Origin of the sequence: Litoreibacter halocynthiae, from assembly GCF_004365635.1 — a bacterium.
Lineage (GTDB): Bacteria > Pseudomonadota > Alphaproteobacteria > Rhodobacterales > Rhodobacteraceae > Litoreibacter > Litoreibacter halocynthiae.
In genome coordinates, this window is sequence record NZ_SOBH01000004.1 from 377,089 (window position 1) to 394,380 (window position 17,292).

Below are 17,292 nucleotides of genomic sequence, written 5' to 3' on the forward strand. Positions count from 1 at the left end.
GACTAGCCCTTCACGGCGGCTTTTTGCGCGGCAGCCAGTTCAGCGACACCTTTCTCCGCTAGGTCCATCAGTTGATTTAACTCAGTACGCGAGAATGTTGCACCTTCGGCGGAGCCTTGGACCTCGATCAAACCTAGACTGCCTGTCATCACGAAGTTTGCATCAGTGCCAGCATCACTGTCTTCGGGATAATCAAGATCAAGAACCGGCTGACCCGCATAAATACCGCAACTCACTGCCGCAACGTGGTCGGTCAGTGGGTCGGTTGAAATGTCTCCGGCTTTCATCAGGGCGTTAACTGCAAGCCGCAACGCAACCCAACCACCTGTAATGGACGCGCAACGCGTACCGCCATCAGCCTGAATAACATCACAATCAACAACGATCTGCCGTTCGCCCATTGCGACGCGATCGACGCCAGCGCGGAGGGAGCGGCCGATAAGCCGTTGAATTTCCTGCGTGCGGCCGGATTGCCCACGTTTGGCTTCGCGATTCATGCGTGTATGGGTTGCGCGGGGCAACATTCCGTATTCGGCGGTAACCCAACCTAGACCGGAATTACGCAGAAATGGCGGTACCCGCTCGTCAATGGACGCGGTACATAGCACATGGGTGTCACCGCACTTGATCAGGCAAGACCCCTCGGCGTGTCGGGTCACATCGGTTTCAATTGTAATGGAACGCATTTCGTCAAGCTGGCGGCCGGAAGGGCGCATGGCATTTCTCCTGTTGAACGGGTTCAGATACCCTTGTGATACCTTAGGTTGCAAGCCACATTGAACATTGCCACATATCAGTCGGGTTATATGAGAAATAACAAGATGAACCGCGAAGATCTCTTGTCACAAATGAACGACCGCAGCCGAGAGGTGTTTCAGCGGATCGTGGAGTCATATCTAGCCAGCGGCGAACCTGTGGGCTCCCGAACCTTGAGCCGCAGCCTTAGTGAAAGTGTGAGCGCTGCAACCATTCGCAATGTCATGCAGGATCTTGAGCTCCTTGGGTTGTTAAACAGCCCCCACGTATCTGCGGGTCGAATACCAACCCAAGCGGGTTTGCGCATGTTCGTGGACGGGTTACTGGAAATGGACGAGGTTACAATCCACGACCGCGAAAAGCTGGACGCAACCCTAGGGAGCAATGACCGAGATGTAGGTGTCCTTCTGGATCGTGTTGGCTCCGCACTTTCGGGTCTGACACACGGCGCAAGTCTGGTTTTGACGCCAAAACACGAGGCTCCGATCAAACATATCGAGTTTGTGAGCTTGGCGTCGGATCGAGCCTTGGTTGTTTTGGTGTTTGCGGACGGACATGTTGAAAACCGTGTGTTTACGCCTCCGCTTGGACAAACGCCCTCGTCTATGCGCGAAGCTGCAAATTTTCTTAATGCTGTCGCCGTAGGTTCTACGATTTCAGAGCTGCGTGGGCGAATTGAGAAAGAGATTAAGTCTAGACGCCGAGAGTTGGATCATTTGGCGCAGGATCTGGTGAAAACCGGGCTGGCCGTATGGGAGAACGAAGGTGAGCAGACCGAACGCCTAATTGTTCGCGGCAGGGCGAATTTGATTGAAGACGCTGATGATACCGAGGCACTGGAGCGGGTAAGAGCGCTGTTTGACGACCTCGAGCGTAAGCGCGATATCGCTGAATTCCTTGAACTGACTGATGCAGGTGACGGAGTTCGCATTTTTATTGGCTCAGAGAACAAACTCTTTTCACTTTCGGGTTCCTCTTTGGTGGTGTCTCCCTATATGAACTCTGATCGAAAGATTATTGGTGCTGTGGGCGTAATAGGCCCGACACGACTGAACTACGGGCGCATTGTGCCTATCGTGAACTATACAGCGCAGATGGTCGGCAAACTGATTTCGGACGGTGGCTAGAGGTAAAAATGTCGGACGTGAACAAAGACGATGATTTTCAAACAGATCACTTGGAGGCGATGGCCGAAGAGACTGTAGATATCATGGAAGAAAACGACGAGATGCAGGCGCTGATTGAAGAGCGCGACATGCTGAAGGATCGCCTTCTGCGCGCATTGGCGGACATTGAAAATACGCGAAAGCGTGGTGAGCGTGATCGGCGCGAAGCTGAAAGCTATGGCGGCTCGAAGCTCGCGAAAGACATGTTGCCGGTCTATGACAACTTGCGTCGCGCGCTTGATTCCGCCGACGATTCGCAACGCGAAGCTGCCAAGGCCATTTTCAACGGTGTTGAATTGACCCTACGGGAGCTGATCCACGTCTTCGGAAAGCACAAAATCGAAGTTATTTTGCCAGAAGTTGGTGATCGCTTCGATCCGCAACTACATGAGGCAATGTTCGAAGCGCCGCTTCCCGACACCAAAGCCGGGGATATCATTCAGGTGATGTCTGAAGGTTTTATGTTGCACGAACGTTTGCTGCGGCCGGCTCAAGTTGGTGTTTCGTCAACCCCGGCTTAAATCTTTCAACTCGTAGAGTAATTGCAAAGCCTCGCGCGGCGTTAACTCGTCGGGCGAGACTTCGTTCAGCCTCTCGTCTACCAAGGAGATCTTGGTCGTTGGCTGTGGGGTCGGTGTGGCGGCGAATAACGGCAGGTCGTCGATCAGCGTTTTCTGACGCACACCGCCTTCACGCTCGCCTTTTTCCAGCTGCTCAAGGACAATACGGGCGCGGTCAATGACCGATGCCGGAAGACCCGCAAGCTTGGCGACTTGAACGCCATAGGATCGATCAGCGGCACCACGCTTCACCTCATGTAGGAAGATCACGTCACCGTCCCACTCTTTCACGGTGACAGTTGCATTCTCAACGCCCGGCAGCTTCCCGGCGAGCGCTGTTAATTCGTGATAGTGGGTGGCAAAAAGTGCACGGCAGGTATTCTTGGCGTGAAGGTGTTCTAAAGTCGCCCAAGCAATGGACAGACCATCATAAGTGGCGGTGCCGCGCCCGATTTCGTCAAGAATAACCAAGGCGCGCTCATCTGCCTGATTTAGAATCGCAGCAGTTTCGACCATTTCGACCATGAAGGTTGATCGCCCGCGGGCAAGGTCATCGGACGCTCCTACGCGACTGAACAGTTGCGAAACGATGCCGATATGGGCCGTATCAGCAGGAACAAAAGACCCTATTTGGGCCAAAAGCGCGATAATAGCGTTCTGGCGGAGGAAGGTCGATTTACCGGCCATGTTTGGTCCGGTGAGGAGCCAAATGCTTGACGAACTCGGGATAGCAGATAGGTCGCAATCATTGGCCACGAATGGCGCAACACCCAGTTCTTTGAGTGCTTTCTCGACAACTGGATGTCTGCCTCCTGTCACCTCGAACGCTCTGGATTCATCGACGTTGGGGCGCACCCAGTTTTCTGATATCGCCAGGTCGGAAAGCGCTGCGAAGACATCGATTTGTGCCAGCGCAGCCGCCGCTGCAAAGAGGCTTGCGCTGACTTCAAGTATCTCTGCCTTTAGGGAATCGAATATCTGAAGCTCGATTTCGATGGCGCGTCCGCCCGCATTTAGAATCTTGGTTTCCAACTCCGACAATTCCAGCGTCGTAAATCTGATCGCGTTTGCGGTTGTCTGTCGATGGATAAAGCGTTCGGAAAGGGGCGGCTTAAGCATCTTCTCGGCGTGCGCTGCCGTCGTTTCAATGAAATAGCCGAGCACATTGTTATGTTTTATCTTCAGAGTGCTGACACCCGTATCCTTGGCGTACTCGGATTGATGTTCGGCGATAACCTTGCGCCCTTGGTCTCGCAGCTTTCGCATCTCGTCGAGTTCGCCGTTGTACCCAGCGGCAACAAATCCTCCGTCACGTGCCAATAGAGGCGGCTCGTCAGCAAGGGTAGCCTGGAGGAGGGATAGTGTTTCGTTGTGGCCTGTCAGGTCCTTGTTGTAGGCTTGAAGGGATGGGGTAAGACTGTCTGAATTTAGCAATTTATGCAGTATTAGACACTGTTCTAACCCTGTTCTGAGGGCAACCAGATCCCTTGGGCCACCCCTGTTCATTGCCAGTCGGGAGAGCGCGCGATCAATATCAGGAACTCGTCTCAGCTCGTCTCTTATTTGATTTCGCAAGTGAGAAGACTCGCAAAGCGCTACTACCGAACTTAATCGCGACTGCAGTTCTCCTACATCGGTCGATGGGCTGGACAACTTGCGATCCAACAGACGGGCGCCACCTGCAGTCAAGGTTCTGTCAATTGTGTCGAGCAACGAGCCTTTACGTGTGCCGTTTAGGGTTTGAGATAATTCGAGGTTGCGGCGGGTCGCGGCGTCGATCTGCATTGACCTGTTTGCGCTTTCTCGGACGGGAGGGCGCAATAGCGGAAGTTTGCCCTTTTGCGTTATGTCGAGGTAATCGACAAGAGCGCCGAGCGCTGCAACTTCGGCGCGTGAAAAAGTGCCGAAAGCATCCAGGGATTTCACGGAATAGAGACTAACAAGGCGTTTTTCTGCAGATGTGCTGTCGAAGCTCCCCCTGCTAAGGGGAGTCAGGGCCGAACCGGTTTCATCTACAATTGACTGCAAACTGTCAAAGTCGGGCTCAGACACAAGAACCTCACTTGGGGCCAGTCTTGCAAGTTCCGGCGACAGCCGCATCTTTGAACAAGGACCGACCCGCATTTCTCCGGTCGAGATATCGACCCAAGCAATTGCGCCATCACCGCGAATCTCGGAATAGGCTGCGAGGAAGTTATGCCGGCGCGGCTCTAGCAAGCTGTCTTCAGTTAAGGTGCCCGGTGTAACAAGGCGAACGACATCGCGTTTAACAACAGATTTCGAACCGCGCTTCTTTGCTTCGGCGGGGCTTTCCAACTGCTCACCCACGGCGACGCGAAACCCTTTTCGGATCAGCGTCAGCAGGTAATTCTCTGCGGCGTGGACAGGGACACCGCACATTGGGATATCGTTGCCCAAGTGCTTGCCACGTTTCGTAAGGGAAATGTCCAAGGCTCCTGAAGCTGCAACGGCATCGTCGAAGAACAGCTCGTAAAAATCACCCATACGATAGAAAAGCAGCGCGTCAGGATACTGGGCCTTGATGTCCAGATATTGCGCCATCATGGGCGTTACAGATGCATTGGCGACGTTCAAATTTTCACCCCCCGGTGTGTTGGGACGATTCTAATGGTCTGGGCGGGGGGGCGAAACCCCGAATTCCGATGGATGTTGTCGCGCGGGGTCAAGCTGGGTATCAATGGCGATGGCCCAACAGAAAGAACGTCAATGTCCAAGAAAAACCGCGTCACCGATGAAGAGGCTTTGTCCTACCATTTGGAACCCACTCCGGGGAAGCTGGAGATCAATGCTTCGACTCCGATGGCGACACAGCGCGATCTAAGCTTGGCCTATTCTCCGGGTGTTGCAGTCCCTGTGGAGGCGATCGCCGCCAACCCTGAAACGGCCTATGATTATACCACCAAGGGCAACATGGTCGCCGTGATATCCAACGGCACTGCAATCTTGGGATTGGGTAATTTGGGCGCGCTTGCGTCCAAGCCAGTGATGGAAGGTAAGTCGGTTTTGTTCAAACGGTTCGCCGATGTGAACTCCATAGACCTTGAACTGGATACTGAAGACCCGGAAGAGTTCATCAATGCCGTCCGTCTGATGGGCCCTAGCTTCGGCGGCATTAACCTTGAAGATATCAAGGCGCCAGAATGCTTCATAATTGAACAACGTCTTCGCGAAGTTATGGATATTCCGGTTTTCCATGATGATCAGCATGGTACTGCAGTGATCTGTGCGGCAGGACTGCTAAACGCACTGCACCTGACAGGTAAGAAAATCGAAGAGTGCAAAATTGTGCTGAACGGTGCTGGCGCTGCCGGCATTGCTTGTATCGAATTGATCAAGGCGATGGGTGCCAAGCACGACAATTGCATCGCGTGCGATACCAAGGGTGTCATATATCAAGGTCGCACCGAGGGGATGAATCAGTGGAAGTCCGCCCACGCGGCGAAAACAACTGACCGTACGCTAGAAGAGGCGATGACGGGCGCAGATGTTTTTCTTGGTGTTTCGGCTAAGGGCGCTGTGACACAAGACATGGTGAAGTCCATGGCCGACAACCCTGTCATCTTTGCGATGGCAAACCCTGATCCGGAAATTACGCCAGAGGATGCTCATGAGGTGCGTCCTGATGCTATCGTGGCAACGGGTCGCTCGGACTATCCCAATCAAGTGAATAATGTCCTGTGTTTTCCATATCTGTTCCGCGGTGCTTTGGATATTCGTGCACGCACGATAAACGATGCGATGAAGATTGCATGTGCGGAGGCCTTGGCGAAGCTTGCTCGGGAAGATGTGCCGGACGAAGTCGCCGTAGCTTATGGTCAGAAGTTAACCTTTGGCCGCGATTATATCATCCCGACGCCGTTTGACCCGAGACTGATCTACACCATTCCGCCTGCTGTTGCGCATGCCGGGATCGACACAGCGGTTGCGCGCAAGCCGATTGTAGACTTTGACGCCTATACGGTAAGTTTGCGGTCCCGGATGGATCCGACGGCATCTATGCTGGAAGGGCTTCATAACCGCGCCAAAACCAAAAATGCTCGCATGATCTTTGCGGAGGGCGACGACATTCGCGTGCTGCGCGCAGCGGTTGCGTATCAGCGTTCCGGGCTCGGGCAGGCCTTGGTCGTGGGACGCGAGGACGACGTTAAAGCGAAGCTGACAGCAGCGGGGATGGAGGATTCCTATCGTGAGTTGAGTATCGTAAACGCGCGCAACACCGAGCATCTCGATACCTATCGCTCGTTCCTTTACAGCCGCCTTCAACGCAAAGGATATGACGCGCAGGATGTGCATCGCTTGGCGTCGCGGGACCGTCACGTGTTCTCGGCTTTGATGCTTGCGCACGGGCACGGGGACGGTTTGATCACAGGCGCAACTCGCAAATCGGCGCATGTTTTGGAACTGTTGAATCACGTTTTGGACGTCTCTCCGGAAGACGGCGCGGTTGGTGTGACCGCATTGCTTCGCAACGGGCGCATAGTCTTGATTGCGGATACGTTGGTGCATGAATGGCCCGATGAACACACTTTGGCTGACATTGCCGAACGCGGCGCTGCCACCGCACGGTCGCTTGGGCTTGAACCGCGCGTGGCGTTTGTGAGCTTCTCGACATTTGGCTATCCGGTTAGTGAACGTGCCGAGAAGATGCATATCGCGCCCAAGGTGCTGGACGAACGCGGGGTGGATTTCGAGTATGATGGTGAGATGACCGTAGACGTAGCGATGAATCTGGACGTCATGGCGAGTTACCCGTTCTGTCGGTTAAGCGGCCCGGCCAATGTGTTGGTCGTACCCGCGCGTCATTCATCGTCGATCTCTGTAAAACTGATGCAGGAGATGGGTGGTGCGACCGTTATCGGCCCGATCCTGAGCGGTGTGGATCACCCCGTGCAGATATGCTCCACCACATCGACATCCAATGACATTCTCAACATGGCAGTTATGGCGGCTTGTAACGTCGGATAAGTAAGAAGCGCCCAATTTGGGCGCTTCTTTTAGCTCTTCATGTCTTCCCAGAAGGACTTAACCTTGGAGAAGAAGCTTGAGAGGTGAGGGTTGTTTTCCTCGCTCAGCTTCTCGAACTCTTTCAGCAATTCTTTTTGCTTGCTGGTCAGGTTGACCGGGGTTTCAACCGCTAGTTCGATAAACATGTCACCGGTTCCGGCACCTCGCAGCGCTGGCATGCCCTTGGAGCGCAGACGCATCTGACGGCCGGATTGGCTGCCCGCAGGAACTTTCACGCGTGAACGCCCGCCGTCTATCGTTGGAACCTCAACGTCGCCACCAATGGCAGCTGTCGCCATGGCAACGGGGACCCTGCAAAACAGGTCAATCCCTTCGCGCTGGAACAGTGCATGCTCCGTTACCTCGATGAAGATATACAGATCACCCGACGGCCCACCTCGAAGACCTGCTTCGCCTTCTCCAGCAAGACGGATGCGCGTACCGGTTTCAACACCTGCGGGAATGTTAACACTTAAAGAGCGTTCTTTTTCCTCGCGACCAGAGCCACCGCAGGAGCGACAAGGATTCTTGATGATTTGACCGATGCCGGAACATGTCGGACAGGTGCGCTCTACAGTGAAGAACCCTTGCTGCGCGCGAACCTTACCCATGCCTGAGCAAGTCGGACAGGTTTGCGGCTCGGCCCCACCTTCAGCCCCGGAGCCATCACAGCCCTCGCATGAGACAGAAGTTGGAACCGTGATCGTTTTTTGCATACCCGCATAAGCATCTTCGAGCGAGATACGCAGATTGTAACGCAGGTCGGAGCCGCGCGTGGCGCGTTGGCGCCCGCCACGTTGTGCACCACCGCCCATGAAGTCGCCAAATAGGTCTTCAAATACGTCGGAAAATGCGGAGGAAAAATCGCCATTACCGTGTCGCTGGCCGCCGCCGCCCATGCCATTTTCAAAAGCGGCGTGGCCATACCGATCATAGGCTGCTTTTTTGTCCGCGTCTTTCAAGACCTCATAGGCCTCGTTCGCTTCTTTGAACTGCGACTCTGCGTTGGGGTTGTCAGAGTTGCGATCCGGGTGCAGCTCTTTTGCCTTAGTGCGGTAAGCTTTTTTCAGCTCATCAGCAGACGCCCCGCGGGCGACACCTAGAACTTCGTAATAGTCACGTTTTGCCATGGATCAACCTTCCCAAAACTCGATCCCTGAAACATGCAGACCGGCCCGTTTTTTCGGGCCGGCCTTTGATTTCAGGACTTGGCGACATTAGCCGCGTTTGTCGTTGTCCAGATCTTCGAAGTCCGCGTCCACGATGTCTTCGTCGACTCCGCGCATTTCGTCGGGCTCTTCTGAAGGCTCCGCCGCCGCGGCTTCGTCTTGCTGAGACTTGTAGATCGCTTCGCCCAGCTTCATGGCCGCGTCGGTCAGGTTCTGAATGCCGCTTTTGATCTTGCCGGCGTCTTCAGATTCCATGGTTTCTTCGAGGGCTTTAAGGGCCAACTCGATGACTTCCACGGTAGAGCCGTCAACTTTATCGCCATGCTCTTCCAGCGACTTCTTAGTGCTGTGGATCAGGCTTTCAGCCTGGTTGGTCGATTCCACCAGCTCACGACGTTCAGCATCTGCATCAGCGTTAGCCTCCGCATCTTTGACCATTTTTTCGATGTCATCATCGGACAGGCCGCCGGACGCTTGGATCGTGATCTTCTGCTCTTTGCCAGTGCCTTTGTCCTTGGCGCCAACTTCAACGATGCCGTTGGCGTCGATGTCGAAGGTTACTTCGATCTGCGGCAGGCCGCGCGGCGCAGGTGGGATGTTTTCAAGGTTGAATTGACCAAGGATCTTGTTGTCCGCAGCCATTTCGCGCTCACCTTGGAACACCCGCAGGGTCACAGCGTTCTGGTTGTCTTCAGCAGTCGAGAAGATCTGCGACTTCTTGGTCGGGATCGTTGTGTTACGATCGATCAGGCGGGTGAACACACCACCAAGGGTTTCAATGCCCAAGGACAGCGGGGTTACGTCCAGAAGAACAACATCCTTCACGTCACCTTGCAAAACGCCAGCCTGAATGGCGGCACCCATGGCGACAACCTCATCAGGGTTCACACCTTTGTTGGCTTCACGACCGAAGAATTTGGAAACCTCTTCGATGACTTTAGGCATACGGGTCATACCACCGACCAACACGACTTCGTCGATGTCAGAAGTCGTAAAGCCTGCATCTTTCAGAGCAGCCTGGCATGGCTTGATCGAGGCCTTGATCAGGTCAGCCACAAGGCTTTCCAGCTTGGAGCGCGTCAGCTTCATGACCATGTGCAGCGGTTGGCCGCCTTTGGGGTCCATGGAGATGAACGGCTGGTTGATTTCGGTCTGCTGGGCGGACGAAAGCTCGATCTTTGCTTTCTCGGCAGCTTCTTTAAGACGTTGCAGCGCCATTTTGTCTTTGGTCAGGTCGACGCCGTTTTCTTTTTTGAACTCGTCGGCAAGGTAAGACACGATGCGCATGTCGAAGTCTTCACCACCAAGGAACGTGTCGCCGTTGGTGGATTTTACTTCGAACAGACCGTCGTCGATTTCCAGAATGGTAACGTCGAACGTACCGCCACCAAGGTCATAGACAGCGATGGTTTGGGTTTCTTTTTTGTCGAGGCCATAAGCCAACGCAGCCGCTGTCGGCTCGTTGATGATGCGCAGCACTTCGAGGCCAGCGATCTTGCCAGCGTCTTTGGTTGCTTGGCGCTGGGCGTCGTTGAAGTAGGCAGGAACGGTGATAACCGCTTGGGTCACGTCTTCGCCCAGATAGCTTTCAGCGGTTTCTTTCATCTTTTGCAGGATGAAGGCCGAGATTTGCGACGGGCTGTATTTTTCACCTCTGGTGGAAACCCAAGCATCGCCATTGCCACCATCGACCACGTCGAAGGGCAGGTTTTTCTTGTCTTTCGCAAGGTGCTTGTCGTCAAAGCGACGACCGATCAGGCGTTTCACGCCAAAGATCGTGTTGTCTGGGTTGGTTACGGCTTGCCGTTTGGCGGCCTGACCAACCAGACGCTCGTCGTCCGTAAAGGCGACGATAGAGGGCGTTGTACGTGCACCCTCGGCGTTTTCGATAACGCGGGGTTGAGAGCCATCCATGATGGCCACACAGGAGTTTGTTGTACCAAGGTCGATACCGATGACTTTTGCCATGAGCGTAGGTCCTTTCTTCGCGGCGATGTTGAGGAAGGCAGGCCCAATCTGGCTCCTGCTCTCCGATCCCTAATTGACCCGGGGGCTTAGCCCCATCGGAATTCGAAGCGTATATAAGGCTGGCTCATAGGTGCTGCAAGGCGCAGGGTCGTCGGAATCTCTCAAATTCGTGAGAAAGACGGCTGAAAGGGGGTCAGGGACGAAAATGAGCGACAATTTTGTGAGAAAACCACCAGATTTGGTAGTCCGAGGGTTTAATATTTTTGAGAGATTTCTCGATGAGCCCCATCAGCGCGCGCTGCTGAATGACATTCGCAAAGTGGTAAAGGCGGCACCGCTATTTGCCCCCACGACAAGTCGCGGCAAGGAGATGTCCGTCCGCATGACTTCAGCAGGCAAACTGGGATGGGTCTCTGATCGAAATGGCTATCGATATGATGCGCTCCACCCACAAGGTGTTGCGTGGCCGACCATTCCAGACAGCATCCTGAATATCTGGCGGGCAGTCGGATCTGAAAACCGCGAACCTGACTGTTGTTTGATCAACTTCTATAATGCCACCGCGCGGATGGGTCTTCACCAAGACCGTGACGAGGCTGATTTCTCATGGCCGGTGGTTTCAATTTCATTGGGCGACGATGCATTGTTCAGAATTGGGAACCAAACGCGAGGTGGCAAAACCGAGAGCGTTTGGTTGCGATCCGGTGATGTGGTGGTCATGGGAGGAGACGCTCGGCTGACATATCACGGTGTGGATAGGATCAAGGCTGGCACCTCCCTATTGCTGCCAAAGGGCGGACGCATCAACTTGACGTTGCGGGTGGTAACTTAGCGCCCAGCACTCCAACTGATCGAGGCATGGCGACGTGCTTTGAACTCGCCCATCAGCCCAACCATGATCAAGGTTATCGATACGATCAACGGATAGCTGATCGAGCTGAAATGCGGGTTATAGTTGATAAACGCAAAACCTCGGGCCTGATCGATGCAGTGAAACAACGGGTTCCAGTCAAAGAAGGCCAGAATGGCTGAAGGCATGTTGTTGGCGACAAACATTTTACCCGAGGCGACCATGTTCGCGCGGCTGTATACGGTCGACGCAATGGATGCGAAACCGGGGAACCATGGCTTGATCGCCAAAAAGACCATCCCAACAGCGACCCCGGAAAACCACGCAAGGAGGTACATCCCGATTGTTCCGATGGCGTCGTCGATGATGACGGGGTGCCATGTCACATGGACCATAAACAGAATTAGAGCTCCGGATAGGGTTTGAATGTAGAGGGCGGACAACGCTGCCGACGCAATTGCAATCGCCGTATTCATTGGCGCGTGCTTCATCATTGCAGAAGTCGGGCCTTCTGAGCCCATGATCGCGCCGACTGCTTTGGTGTGGGTCAGGAAAAGGAAAATACCCGATAGCAGGTACAAAATGAAATCGCCACGAATGGCGCTGCCGCGTAGGCCCAATACCGAAAACATGAGGTAGAACGCGGCAACCATGATGACGGTTGTCATCATGTTCATCGCTAGCCCGATGATGGCGTTGCGGTGTGATTTGCGGATATGCCGGACGGTGCTGACGTAAATTAGTTCTGCCAGCCCGATGGCTGACCGAAAATGCGTATTGCGTTCTTCGGTTCTGAACATTGGTGCAAACCTGCATTGCCTACGGCCGGAGCTCTGGTTCTTAAACGCCAGAAAACTTGCCGATCCGTTATCAAGGAAGCATAAGTAGACGGAAACGTTAAATCAATTATCCGGCAGGAGAGCAGGTTTGGACTATAACAAGATGGCAACGGTCTTTCGAGAACTGGCGCTAGAAGCTGGCGACAAGATCATGGAAATCTATGACGCCGATGATTTTGACGTGCGTGCAAAGTCTGACGACAGCCCCGTCACCGCCGCGGATGAAGCAGCGGATGCGTTAATCTCTGCCGGCCTGCGCGCGGCGTTTCCCGATGTTCTGTTGGTGACTGAAGAACAAGCTGCAACCCACACGGAAAGCGCGGCAAATTTTATCATCGTTGACCCGCTGGATGGCACCAAGGAGTTCATCAAACGGCGTGGCGATTTTACGGTGAATATTGCCTACGTTGAAAACGGTATTCCTGTGCGTGGTGTGGTCTATGCGCCTGCCAAGGGACGCATGTTCTATACGGGTGCTGATGGCGCCACGGTTGAAGAGGTTGGCCCCTTTGATCGTAAAAAGCAGGGTCTAACGAACGCTATTCGTGTAAAAAAACCTGACAACAATGCCCTTGTCGTGGTCGCCTCCAAGTCTCATCGGGATCAGGCGACGGACGACTACATCTCCAAGTACCAGACTACGGATATGACAGGGGCCGGTTCATCGTTGAAATTCTGCCTTGTGGCTGCGGGTGAGGCTGACCTTTACCCTCGGCTTGGTCGCACAATGGAGTGGGACACAGCGGCCGGGCATGCTGTGTTGAATGGCGCGGGCGGCGCTGTGGTTCGTTTCGACGATCACACACCACTAACATATGGCAAGCCCATCTACGAAAACCCTTTCTTTATCGCCTACGCGCCCGGCGTCGATCTGAAGCCCGCCTGATGTCCGCTACGATTGTCATCCCCGCCCGCTATGCGTCGACCCGATATCCGGGAAAGCCGTTGGTGACGCTTACCGGCGCAACTGGTGAATCTCGAAGCTTAATCGAACGGTCCTGGAACGCGGCGAAGTCGGTTTCCGGAGTTGATAGGGTCGTAGTTGCCACCGACGATGACCGGATCAGGGACGCGTCAGAATCATTCGGGGCTGAAGTTGTGATGACCTCCTCCGATTGCTTTAACGGAACTGAGCGGTGTGCTGATGCCTTACCTGCGCTGGGCGAAGAACCGGAAATCGTTGTGAACTTGCAAGGCGATGCGCCCCTAACCCCCGCTTGGTTCGTGGAGGATCTGATCAAAGGCCTGCGAGCCGCGCCGGATGCCGCCTGTGCGACGCCTGTGCTGCGTTGCGACGGATGGGCGCTGAACGGGTTTTTGGAGGATCGCCGTAACGGGCGTGTGGGCGGAACGACAGCCGTGTTCGCGCAGGACATGTCGGCCCTCTATTTTTCTAAAGAAGTAATTCCCTTCACGTCCAATACATACTCTAACAACGCCGAAACTCCCGTTTTCCACCATGTCGGTGTTTATGCATATCGTCCTGATGCCTTACGCGCATATGCGACGTGGCCTGTTGGCCCGCTGGAGAAACTCGAAGGGCTGGAGCAGCTTCGCTTCCTCGAAAACAGCCGCAAGGTTTTGTGTGTTGAAGTCGAAGCGCGCGGGCGCCAGTTCTGGGAGCTTAACAACCCCGAAGACGTTCCACGGCTGGAAGCGATGTTGTCGGAGATGGGCCATCCATGAATGATCTATCGGTCAGTGTGGTTGTCGTCAGTCGCCACCGACCAGATCATCTCCGCCGCTGTGTTCGGGCGCTGGAGTTTCAGACTCAACCTAGTTTCGAAGTTGTTTTGGTAACGGATAGCGAGACAGCGGAGGTGCTAACTGACCTCGTTCCACACGACTGGGTTAAAAGTGTAATATGCAACGAGGCCAATATTTCAAAAGCCCGGAATATTGGAATTGGATTGGCTTCTGGAGAACTGATTGCGTTCATTGACGATGACGCAATCGCGGAACCCACATGGTTAGAACGCCTTATCGAGCCGTTTTCAGACCCTAATGTTGCGGCGTCTGGAGGATTTGTAAGAGGACGCAACGGAATTAGTTTTCAGTGGCGCGCAGAGGAAATCGGCGCGGATGGCGTGTCGCATCAGATTTCGATCGATGGAACCGCAATACTGAAAGCGAGGCCCGGCAAAGGCGTCAAAACGCAAGGCACTAACTGTGCATTCCGTCGTGATACCTTAATCGAACTGCACGGATTTGATGAGAACTACAAATTCTACCTAGATGAATCCGATCTGAACATGCGTATCGGTCAGGCGGGGCATCTTACGGCCATTGTGCCAAATGCGGAGGTCCAACACGGTTATGCCGCCTCGTCGTTGCGCGGACGTGACCGGCGCCCGAAGTCACTATTCGAGATTGGTGCAAGCCAAGCCTATTTTTTGAAAAAGTTTGGGCGGCCTGCGAGCGATTTGACAGCTTTTCGAGAAGCTCAGTGGGCGCGGTTAGAGGCTGCGCTGGTAAAGGGCCTGCTCGAGCCTCGTGACGTTCGCCATCTCAGAGATGACCTTGAGGCAGGAATTGCGGATGGTCATAAGCGCCCTCCGACGTCGAAGCCTGACTGGCCGATCCCATCGCCATTCAAACCTTTCCTTAGTGACCGACAGGCTGTTGATCACTGCTTCATTGCCAGTCGCTGGCTTTCTCGCCGACGAGCTTACGCCGATGGTAAATCATGTGCGGAACGCGGCGTTCCTTGCACTGCGATAATCCTGAGCCCAACGGCGGTCTTTCATCAACGCTGGTTCCATGACGACGGATTTTGGGTTCAGTCAGGGGGAATATTCGGCAAGTCTTCCCGTACCGATCGCATTTGGTCTTGGTTAGGTCGGGAAAAGCGTTTTCGCCGAGAGCGGAAGTTGCTTCAAAGGACGCGCTAACCGAAATGGCCAAGGCAAGTGATTGGCGGTGCTTGGACAGCACAGGCACATAGTTTCGGTGACGTGGAGTTTGAATCTGTAGCGAAACGTTCGAGTAATGGGTACAACGGTTCAAAAGAATGAGGCACGGCCAATGAAGCGTAAAGTCACGAAGGCGGTTTTCCCTGTCGCTGGTCTAGGAACTCGGTTCCTTCCTGCGACAAAGTCGATTCCCAAGGAAATCATGACCTTGGTCGATAGACCGTTGATCCAATATGCGATCGACGAGGCCCGTGCTGCCGGAATCAAAGAGTTCATCTTTGTTACGTCTCGTGGCAAGGGAGCGTTGGAGGATTACTTCGACCATGCCCCAGAGTTGGAAAACTCTCTGCGCAAGAAAGGCAAGACAGAGCTTCTTGCTACCCTCAAGAGCACAAACATGGATAGTGGGGCGATTGCCTATATTCGTCAGCACAAGGCACTAGGACTTGGGCATGCGGTTTGGTGTGCCCGCCGTTTGATCGGGAATGAGCCCTTTGCAGTTATCCTGCCTGATGATGTAATCGCCGCTGAAAAACCGTGTCTTCAGCAAATGGTCGAAGCGTACAAAGAGACCGGCGGCTGCATGGTCGCTGCGATGGAAGTTCCACCTGAAAAAGCATCTGCCTACGGTGTTTTGGATGTGAAGGAAGATATGGGCTCGATGGTCTCTGTTCGAGGTATGGTCGAGAAACCGAGCGTTGAATCAGCACCTTCGAACCTTGCTGTAATCGGCCGCTATATACTGACGCCGCAGGTTCTAAAGAACCTCAACCAGATCAAACAGGGTGCCGGTGGTGAGATTCAGCTGACTGACGCTATTGCGCAAGAGATTGAGGCTGATCGTGACGTTTATGGCTATCGTTTTCGGGGCCAACGCTTTGATTGCGGCTCCAAGGCTGGCTATCTGCAAGCGACAGTCGCATTCGGGCTAGCCCGCGACGAACTTCGCGATGAACTTGCAAGCTATCTTGACGAGATGAAGGCTTCCCGCAAAGCGGCCCAATAATTAAAGGACCACCTTATGGCAAATGTGCTGGTTACAGGCGGTGCGGGCTATATCGGCTCGCACGCTTGTAAGGTTCTGGCGGCTGCGGGATTCACGCCGGTTACTTTCGACAATCTGTGTACCGGATGGCAGGATGCTGTAAAGTTCGGGCCGTTCGTTAAGGGTGATCTTCTAGATCGTATCCAACTGGACGAAGTCTTTGCGGAATATGCACCTGTCGCTGTGATGCATTTCGCAGCACTAAGTCAGGTTGGGGAGTCGACCACAAATCCGGGGCTTTACTGGCGCAACAATGTCGGTGGTTCGCTCAACCTTATTGAAGCGGCTGCGGCTGCCGGATGCGTCAACTTCGTATTCTCTTCGACTTGCGCCACGTATGGCGATCAGGATGGCGTAACGCTGACTGAGGACACGGAACAACATCCCATAAATGCTTACGGCGCGTCGAAGCGGGCGGTCGAAGATATCTTGCGCAACTTTCAGGATAGTCATGGAATGAAAGCCGTGATTTTCCGGTATTTCAATGTCGCCGGCGCGGATCCAGAGGGTGAGGTCGGCGAGTTCCATCAACCCGAGACCCATTTAATCCCTTTGATGCTTGATGCCATCGACGGTAAGCGTGACGCGCTCACAGTACACGGCACTGACTACGATACACCCGATGGAACCTGTATTCGCGACTATGTCCATGTCATGGATCTAGCTGCGGCGCATGTTAAGGGGATCAAATGGTTGCTGGAGGGACGCGAACCGCGGGTTTTCAATCTTGGAACTGGCAGCGGTTTCTCTGTCCGTGAGGTTATTGACCATAGCCGCGCAGTAACCAACAAAGAGGTTCCTATCATTGAAGGCCCGCGTCGTGCAGGTGACTGCACAAAACTGGTGTCTGGTAGCGATCGTGCGATGTCGGAACTCGGCTGGTCGCCAGAACGCTCAACCCTGGAGGCGATGATCACCGATGCATGGCGCTGGCACCAAACCGGACATTACGAAAAATAGACCCTACTCTGCGATTTTAGACATCACACGACTTACGTCTCG

The 17,292-nt window shown here is 54.1% G+C and carries 14 protein-coding genes; 9 read left to right on the forward strand and 5 right to left on the reverse strand.

The genetic code is table 11. From position 1 onward, the window contains the following. Window positions 1-2: 2 nt before the first annotated feature. Complete coding sequence (rph, locus tag BDE40_RS17065; RefSeq protein WP_073144662.1) at window positions 3-716, reverse strand: ribonuclease PH; 714 nt, start codon at window positions 714-716, stop codon at window positions 3-5. Between the two features lie 105 nt (window positions 717-821). On the opposite strand from rph, the gene hrcA reads away from it, so the two are divergent. Both hrcA and BDE40_RS17075 read left to right on the forward strand, forming a co-directional pair. Then, window positions 822-1,883 (forward strand): heat-inducible transcriptional repressor HrcA, encoded by a 1,062-nt coding sequence (gene hrcA, locus BDE40_RS17070; protein ID WP_134016721.1) that lies wholly within the window; start codon window positions 822-824, stop codon window positions 1,881-1,883. Window positions 1,884-1,891: 8 nt separating this feature from the next. Beyond that, complete coding sequence (locus BDE40_RS17075; RefSeq protein ID WP_134016622.1) at window positions 1,892-2,443, forward strand: nucleotide exchange factor GrpE; 552 nt, start codon at window positions 1,892-1,894, stop codon at window positions 2,441-2,443. Here the strand turns inward: BDE40_RS17075 and mutS are convergent. Continuing rightward, on the reverse strand, window positions 2,429-5,047 hold the full coding sequence (gene mutS, locus BDE40_RS17080; RefSeq protein ID WP_134016724.1) for a DNA mismatch repair protein MutS: 2,619 nt from the start codon (window positions 5,045-5,047) through the stop codon (window positions 2,429-2,431). The two genes, BDE40_RS17075 and mutS, sit on opposite strands and share 15 nt — an antisense overlap. 162 nt (window positions 5,048-5,209) lie before the next feature. Here mutS and BDE40_RS17085 point away from each other — a divergent pair, with 162 nt between their 5' ends. Beyond that, window positions 5,210-7,468 carry an NADP-dependent malic enzyme gene (locus BDE40_RS17085; protein ID WP_134016623.1) on the forward strand — a complete coding sequence of 753 codons (2,259 nt, stop codon included), beginning with the start codon at window positions 5,210-5,212 and terminating at the stop codon, window positions 7,466-7,468. A 29-nt stretch (window positions 7,469-7,497) separates the two neighbouring features. Here BDE40_RS17085 and dnaJ read toward each other — a convergent pair whose 3' ends face one another. Together dnaJ and dnaK are read right to left on the reverse strand one after the other, a co-directional pair. Continuing rightward, entirely contained in the window at window positions 7,498-8,637 is a 1,140-nt protein-coding gene (gene dnaJ, locus BDE40_RS17090) for a molecular chaperone DnaJ (protein ID WP_134016625.1), read from the reverse strand. An 87-nt stretch (window positions 8,638-8,724) separates the two neighbouring features. Beyond that, window positions 8,725-10,644 (reverse strand): molecular chaperone DnaK, encoded by a 1,920-nt coding sequence (dnaK, locus tag BDE40_RS17095; protein WP_073144651.1) that lies wholly within the window; start codon window positions 10,642-10,644, stop codon window positions 8,725-8,727. A gap of 205 nt (window positions 10,645-10,849) precedes the next feature. Between dnaK and BDE40_RS17100 the strand changes: the two genes are divergently transcribed. Then, the gene (locus BDE40_RS17100; RefSeq protein WP_134016726.1) at window positions 10,850-11,476 is read left to right on the forward strand and encodes an alpha-ketoglutarate-dependent dioxygenase AlkB family protein; all 627 of its coding nucleotides are present in this window, start codon (window positions 10,850-10,852) and stop codon (window positions 11,474-11,476) included. Here the strand turns inward: BDE40_RS17100 and BDE40_RS17105 are convergent. After that, window positions 11,473-12,294: an ABC transporter permease gene (locus BDE40_RS17105; protein WP_134016627.1), complete on the reverse strand. Its 822-nt coding sequence runs from the start codon at window positions 12,292-12,294 to the stop codon at window positions 11,473-11,475. The genes BDE40_RS17100 and BDE40_RS17105 overlap by 4 nt on opposite strands. 142 nt (window positions 12,295-12,436) lie before the next feature. Here BDE40_RS17105 and cysQ point away from each other — a divergent pair, with 142 nt between their 5' ends. The 5 genes from cysQ to galE all read left to right on the forward strand — a co-directional run bounded on the left by cysQ (window position 12,437) and on the right by galE (window position 17,250). After that, window positions 12,437-13,219, forward strand: coding sequence for a 3'(2'),5'-bisphosphate nucleotidase CysQ (gene cysQ, locus BDE40_RS17110; RefSeq protein WP_425462408.1), 783 nt, complete (start codon window positions 12,437-12,439; stop codon window positions 13,217-13,219). Further along, a complete protein-coding gene (locus tag BDE40_RS17115; RefSeq protein WP_134016631.1) occupies window positions 13,219-14,019 on the forward strand; it encodes a 3-deoxy-manno-octulosonate cytidylyltransferase in 801 nt (266 codons plus the stop codon). The genes cysQ and BDE40_RS17115 overlap by 1 nt, the downstream gene beginning before the upstream one ends. After that, window positions 14,016-15,224: a glycosyltransferase family 2 protein gene (locus tag BDE40_RS17120; RefSeq protein ID WP_134016633.1), complete on the forward strand. Its 1,209-nt coding sequence runs from the start codon at window positions 14,016-14,018 to the stop codon at window positions 15,222-15,224. Before BDE40_RS17115 ends, BDE40_RS17120 begins: the two co-directional genes overlap by 4 nt. A 133-nt stretch (window positions 15,225-15,357) precedes the next feature. Beyond that, entirely contained in the window at window positions 15,358-16,251 is an 894-nt protein-coding gene (galU, locus tag BDE40_RS17125; RefSeq protein WP_134016635.1) for a UTP--glucose-1-phosphate uridylyltransferase GalU, read from the forward strand. A gap of 15 nt (window positions 16,252-16,266) precedes the next feature. Then, window positions 16,267-17,250 carry a UDP-glucose 4-epimerase GalE gene (gene galE / locus BDE40_RS17130; RefSeq protein ID WP_134016637.1) on the forward strand — a complete coding sequence of 328 codons (984 nt, stop codon included), beginning with the start codon at window positions 16,267-16,269 and terminating at the stop codon, window positions 17,248-17,250. Window positions 17,251-17,292: the final 42 nt, after the last annotated feature.

Excerpts from the sequence above, each read along its gene's own strand:
- rph (WP_073144662.1), bottom strand. The coding sequence starts at position 716 with ATGCGCCCTTCCGGCCGCCAGCTTGACGAAATGCGTTCCATTACAATT.
- hrcA (WP_134016721.1), top strand. The coding sequence starts at position 822 with ATGAACCGCGAAGATCTCTTGTCACAAATGAACGACCGCAGCCGAGAG.
- BDE40_RS17075 (WP_134016622.1), top strand. The coding sequence starts at position 1,892 with ATGTCGGACGTGAACAAAGACGATGATTTTCAAACAGATCACTTGGAG.
- mutS (WP_134016724.1), bottom strand. The coding sequence starts at position 5,047 with ATGATGGCGCAATATCTGGACATCAAGGCCCAGTATCCTGACGCGCTG.
- BDE40_RS17085 (WP_134016623.1), top strand. The coding sequence starts at position 5,210 with ATGTCCAAGAAAAACCGCGTCACCGATGAAGAGGCTTTGTCCTACCAT.
- dnaJ (WP_134016625.1), bottom strand. The coding sequence starts at position 8,637 with ATGGCAAAACGTGACTATTACGAAGTTCTAGGTGTCGCCCGCGGGGCG.
- dnaK (WP_073144651.1), bottom strand. The coding sequence starts at position 10,644 with ATGGCAAAAGTCATCGGTATCGACCTTGGTACAACAAACTCCTGTGTG.
- BDE40_RS17100 (WP_134016726.1), top strand. The coding sequence starts at position 10,850 with ATGAGCGACAATTTTGTGAGAAAACCACCAGATTTGGTAGTCCGAGGG.
- BDE40_RS17105 (WP_134016627.1), bottom strand. The coding sequence starts at position 12,294 with ATGTTCAGAACCGAAGAACGCAATACGCATTTTCGGTCAGCCATCGGG.
- cysQ (WP_425462408.1), top strand. The coding sequence starts at position 12,437 with ATGGCAACGGTCTTTCGAGAACTGGCGCTAGAAGCTGGCGACAAGATC.
- BDE40_RS17115 (WP_134016631.1), top strand. The coding sequence starts at position 13,219 with ATGTCCGCTACGATTGTCATCCCCGCCCGCTATGCGTCGACCCGATAT.
- BDE40_RS17120 (WP_134016633.1), top strand. The coding sequence starts at position 14,016 with ATGAATGATCTATCGGTCAGTGTGGTTGTCGTCAGTCGCCACCGACCA.
- galU (WP_134016635.1), top strand. The coding sequence starts at position 15,358 with ATGAAGCGTAAAGTCACGAAGGCGGTTTTCCCTGTCGCTGGTCTAGGA.
- galE (WP_134016637.1), top strand. The coding sequence starts at position 16,267 with ATGGCAAATGTGCTGGTTACAGGCGGTGCGGGCTATATCGGCTCGCAC.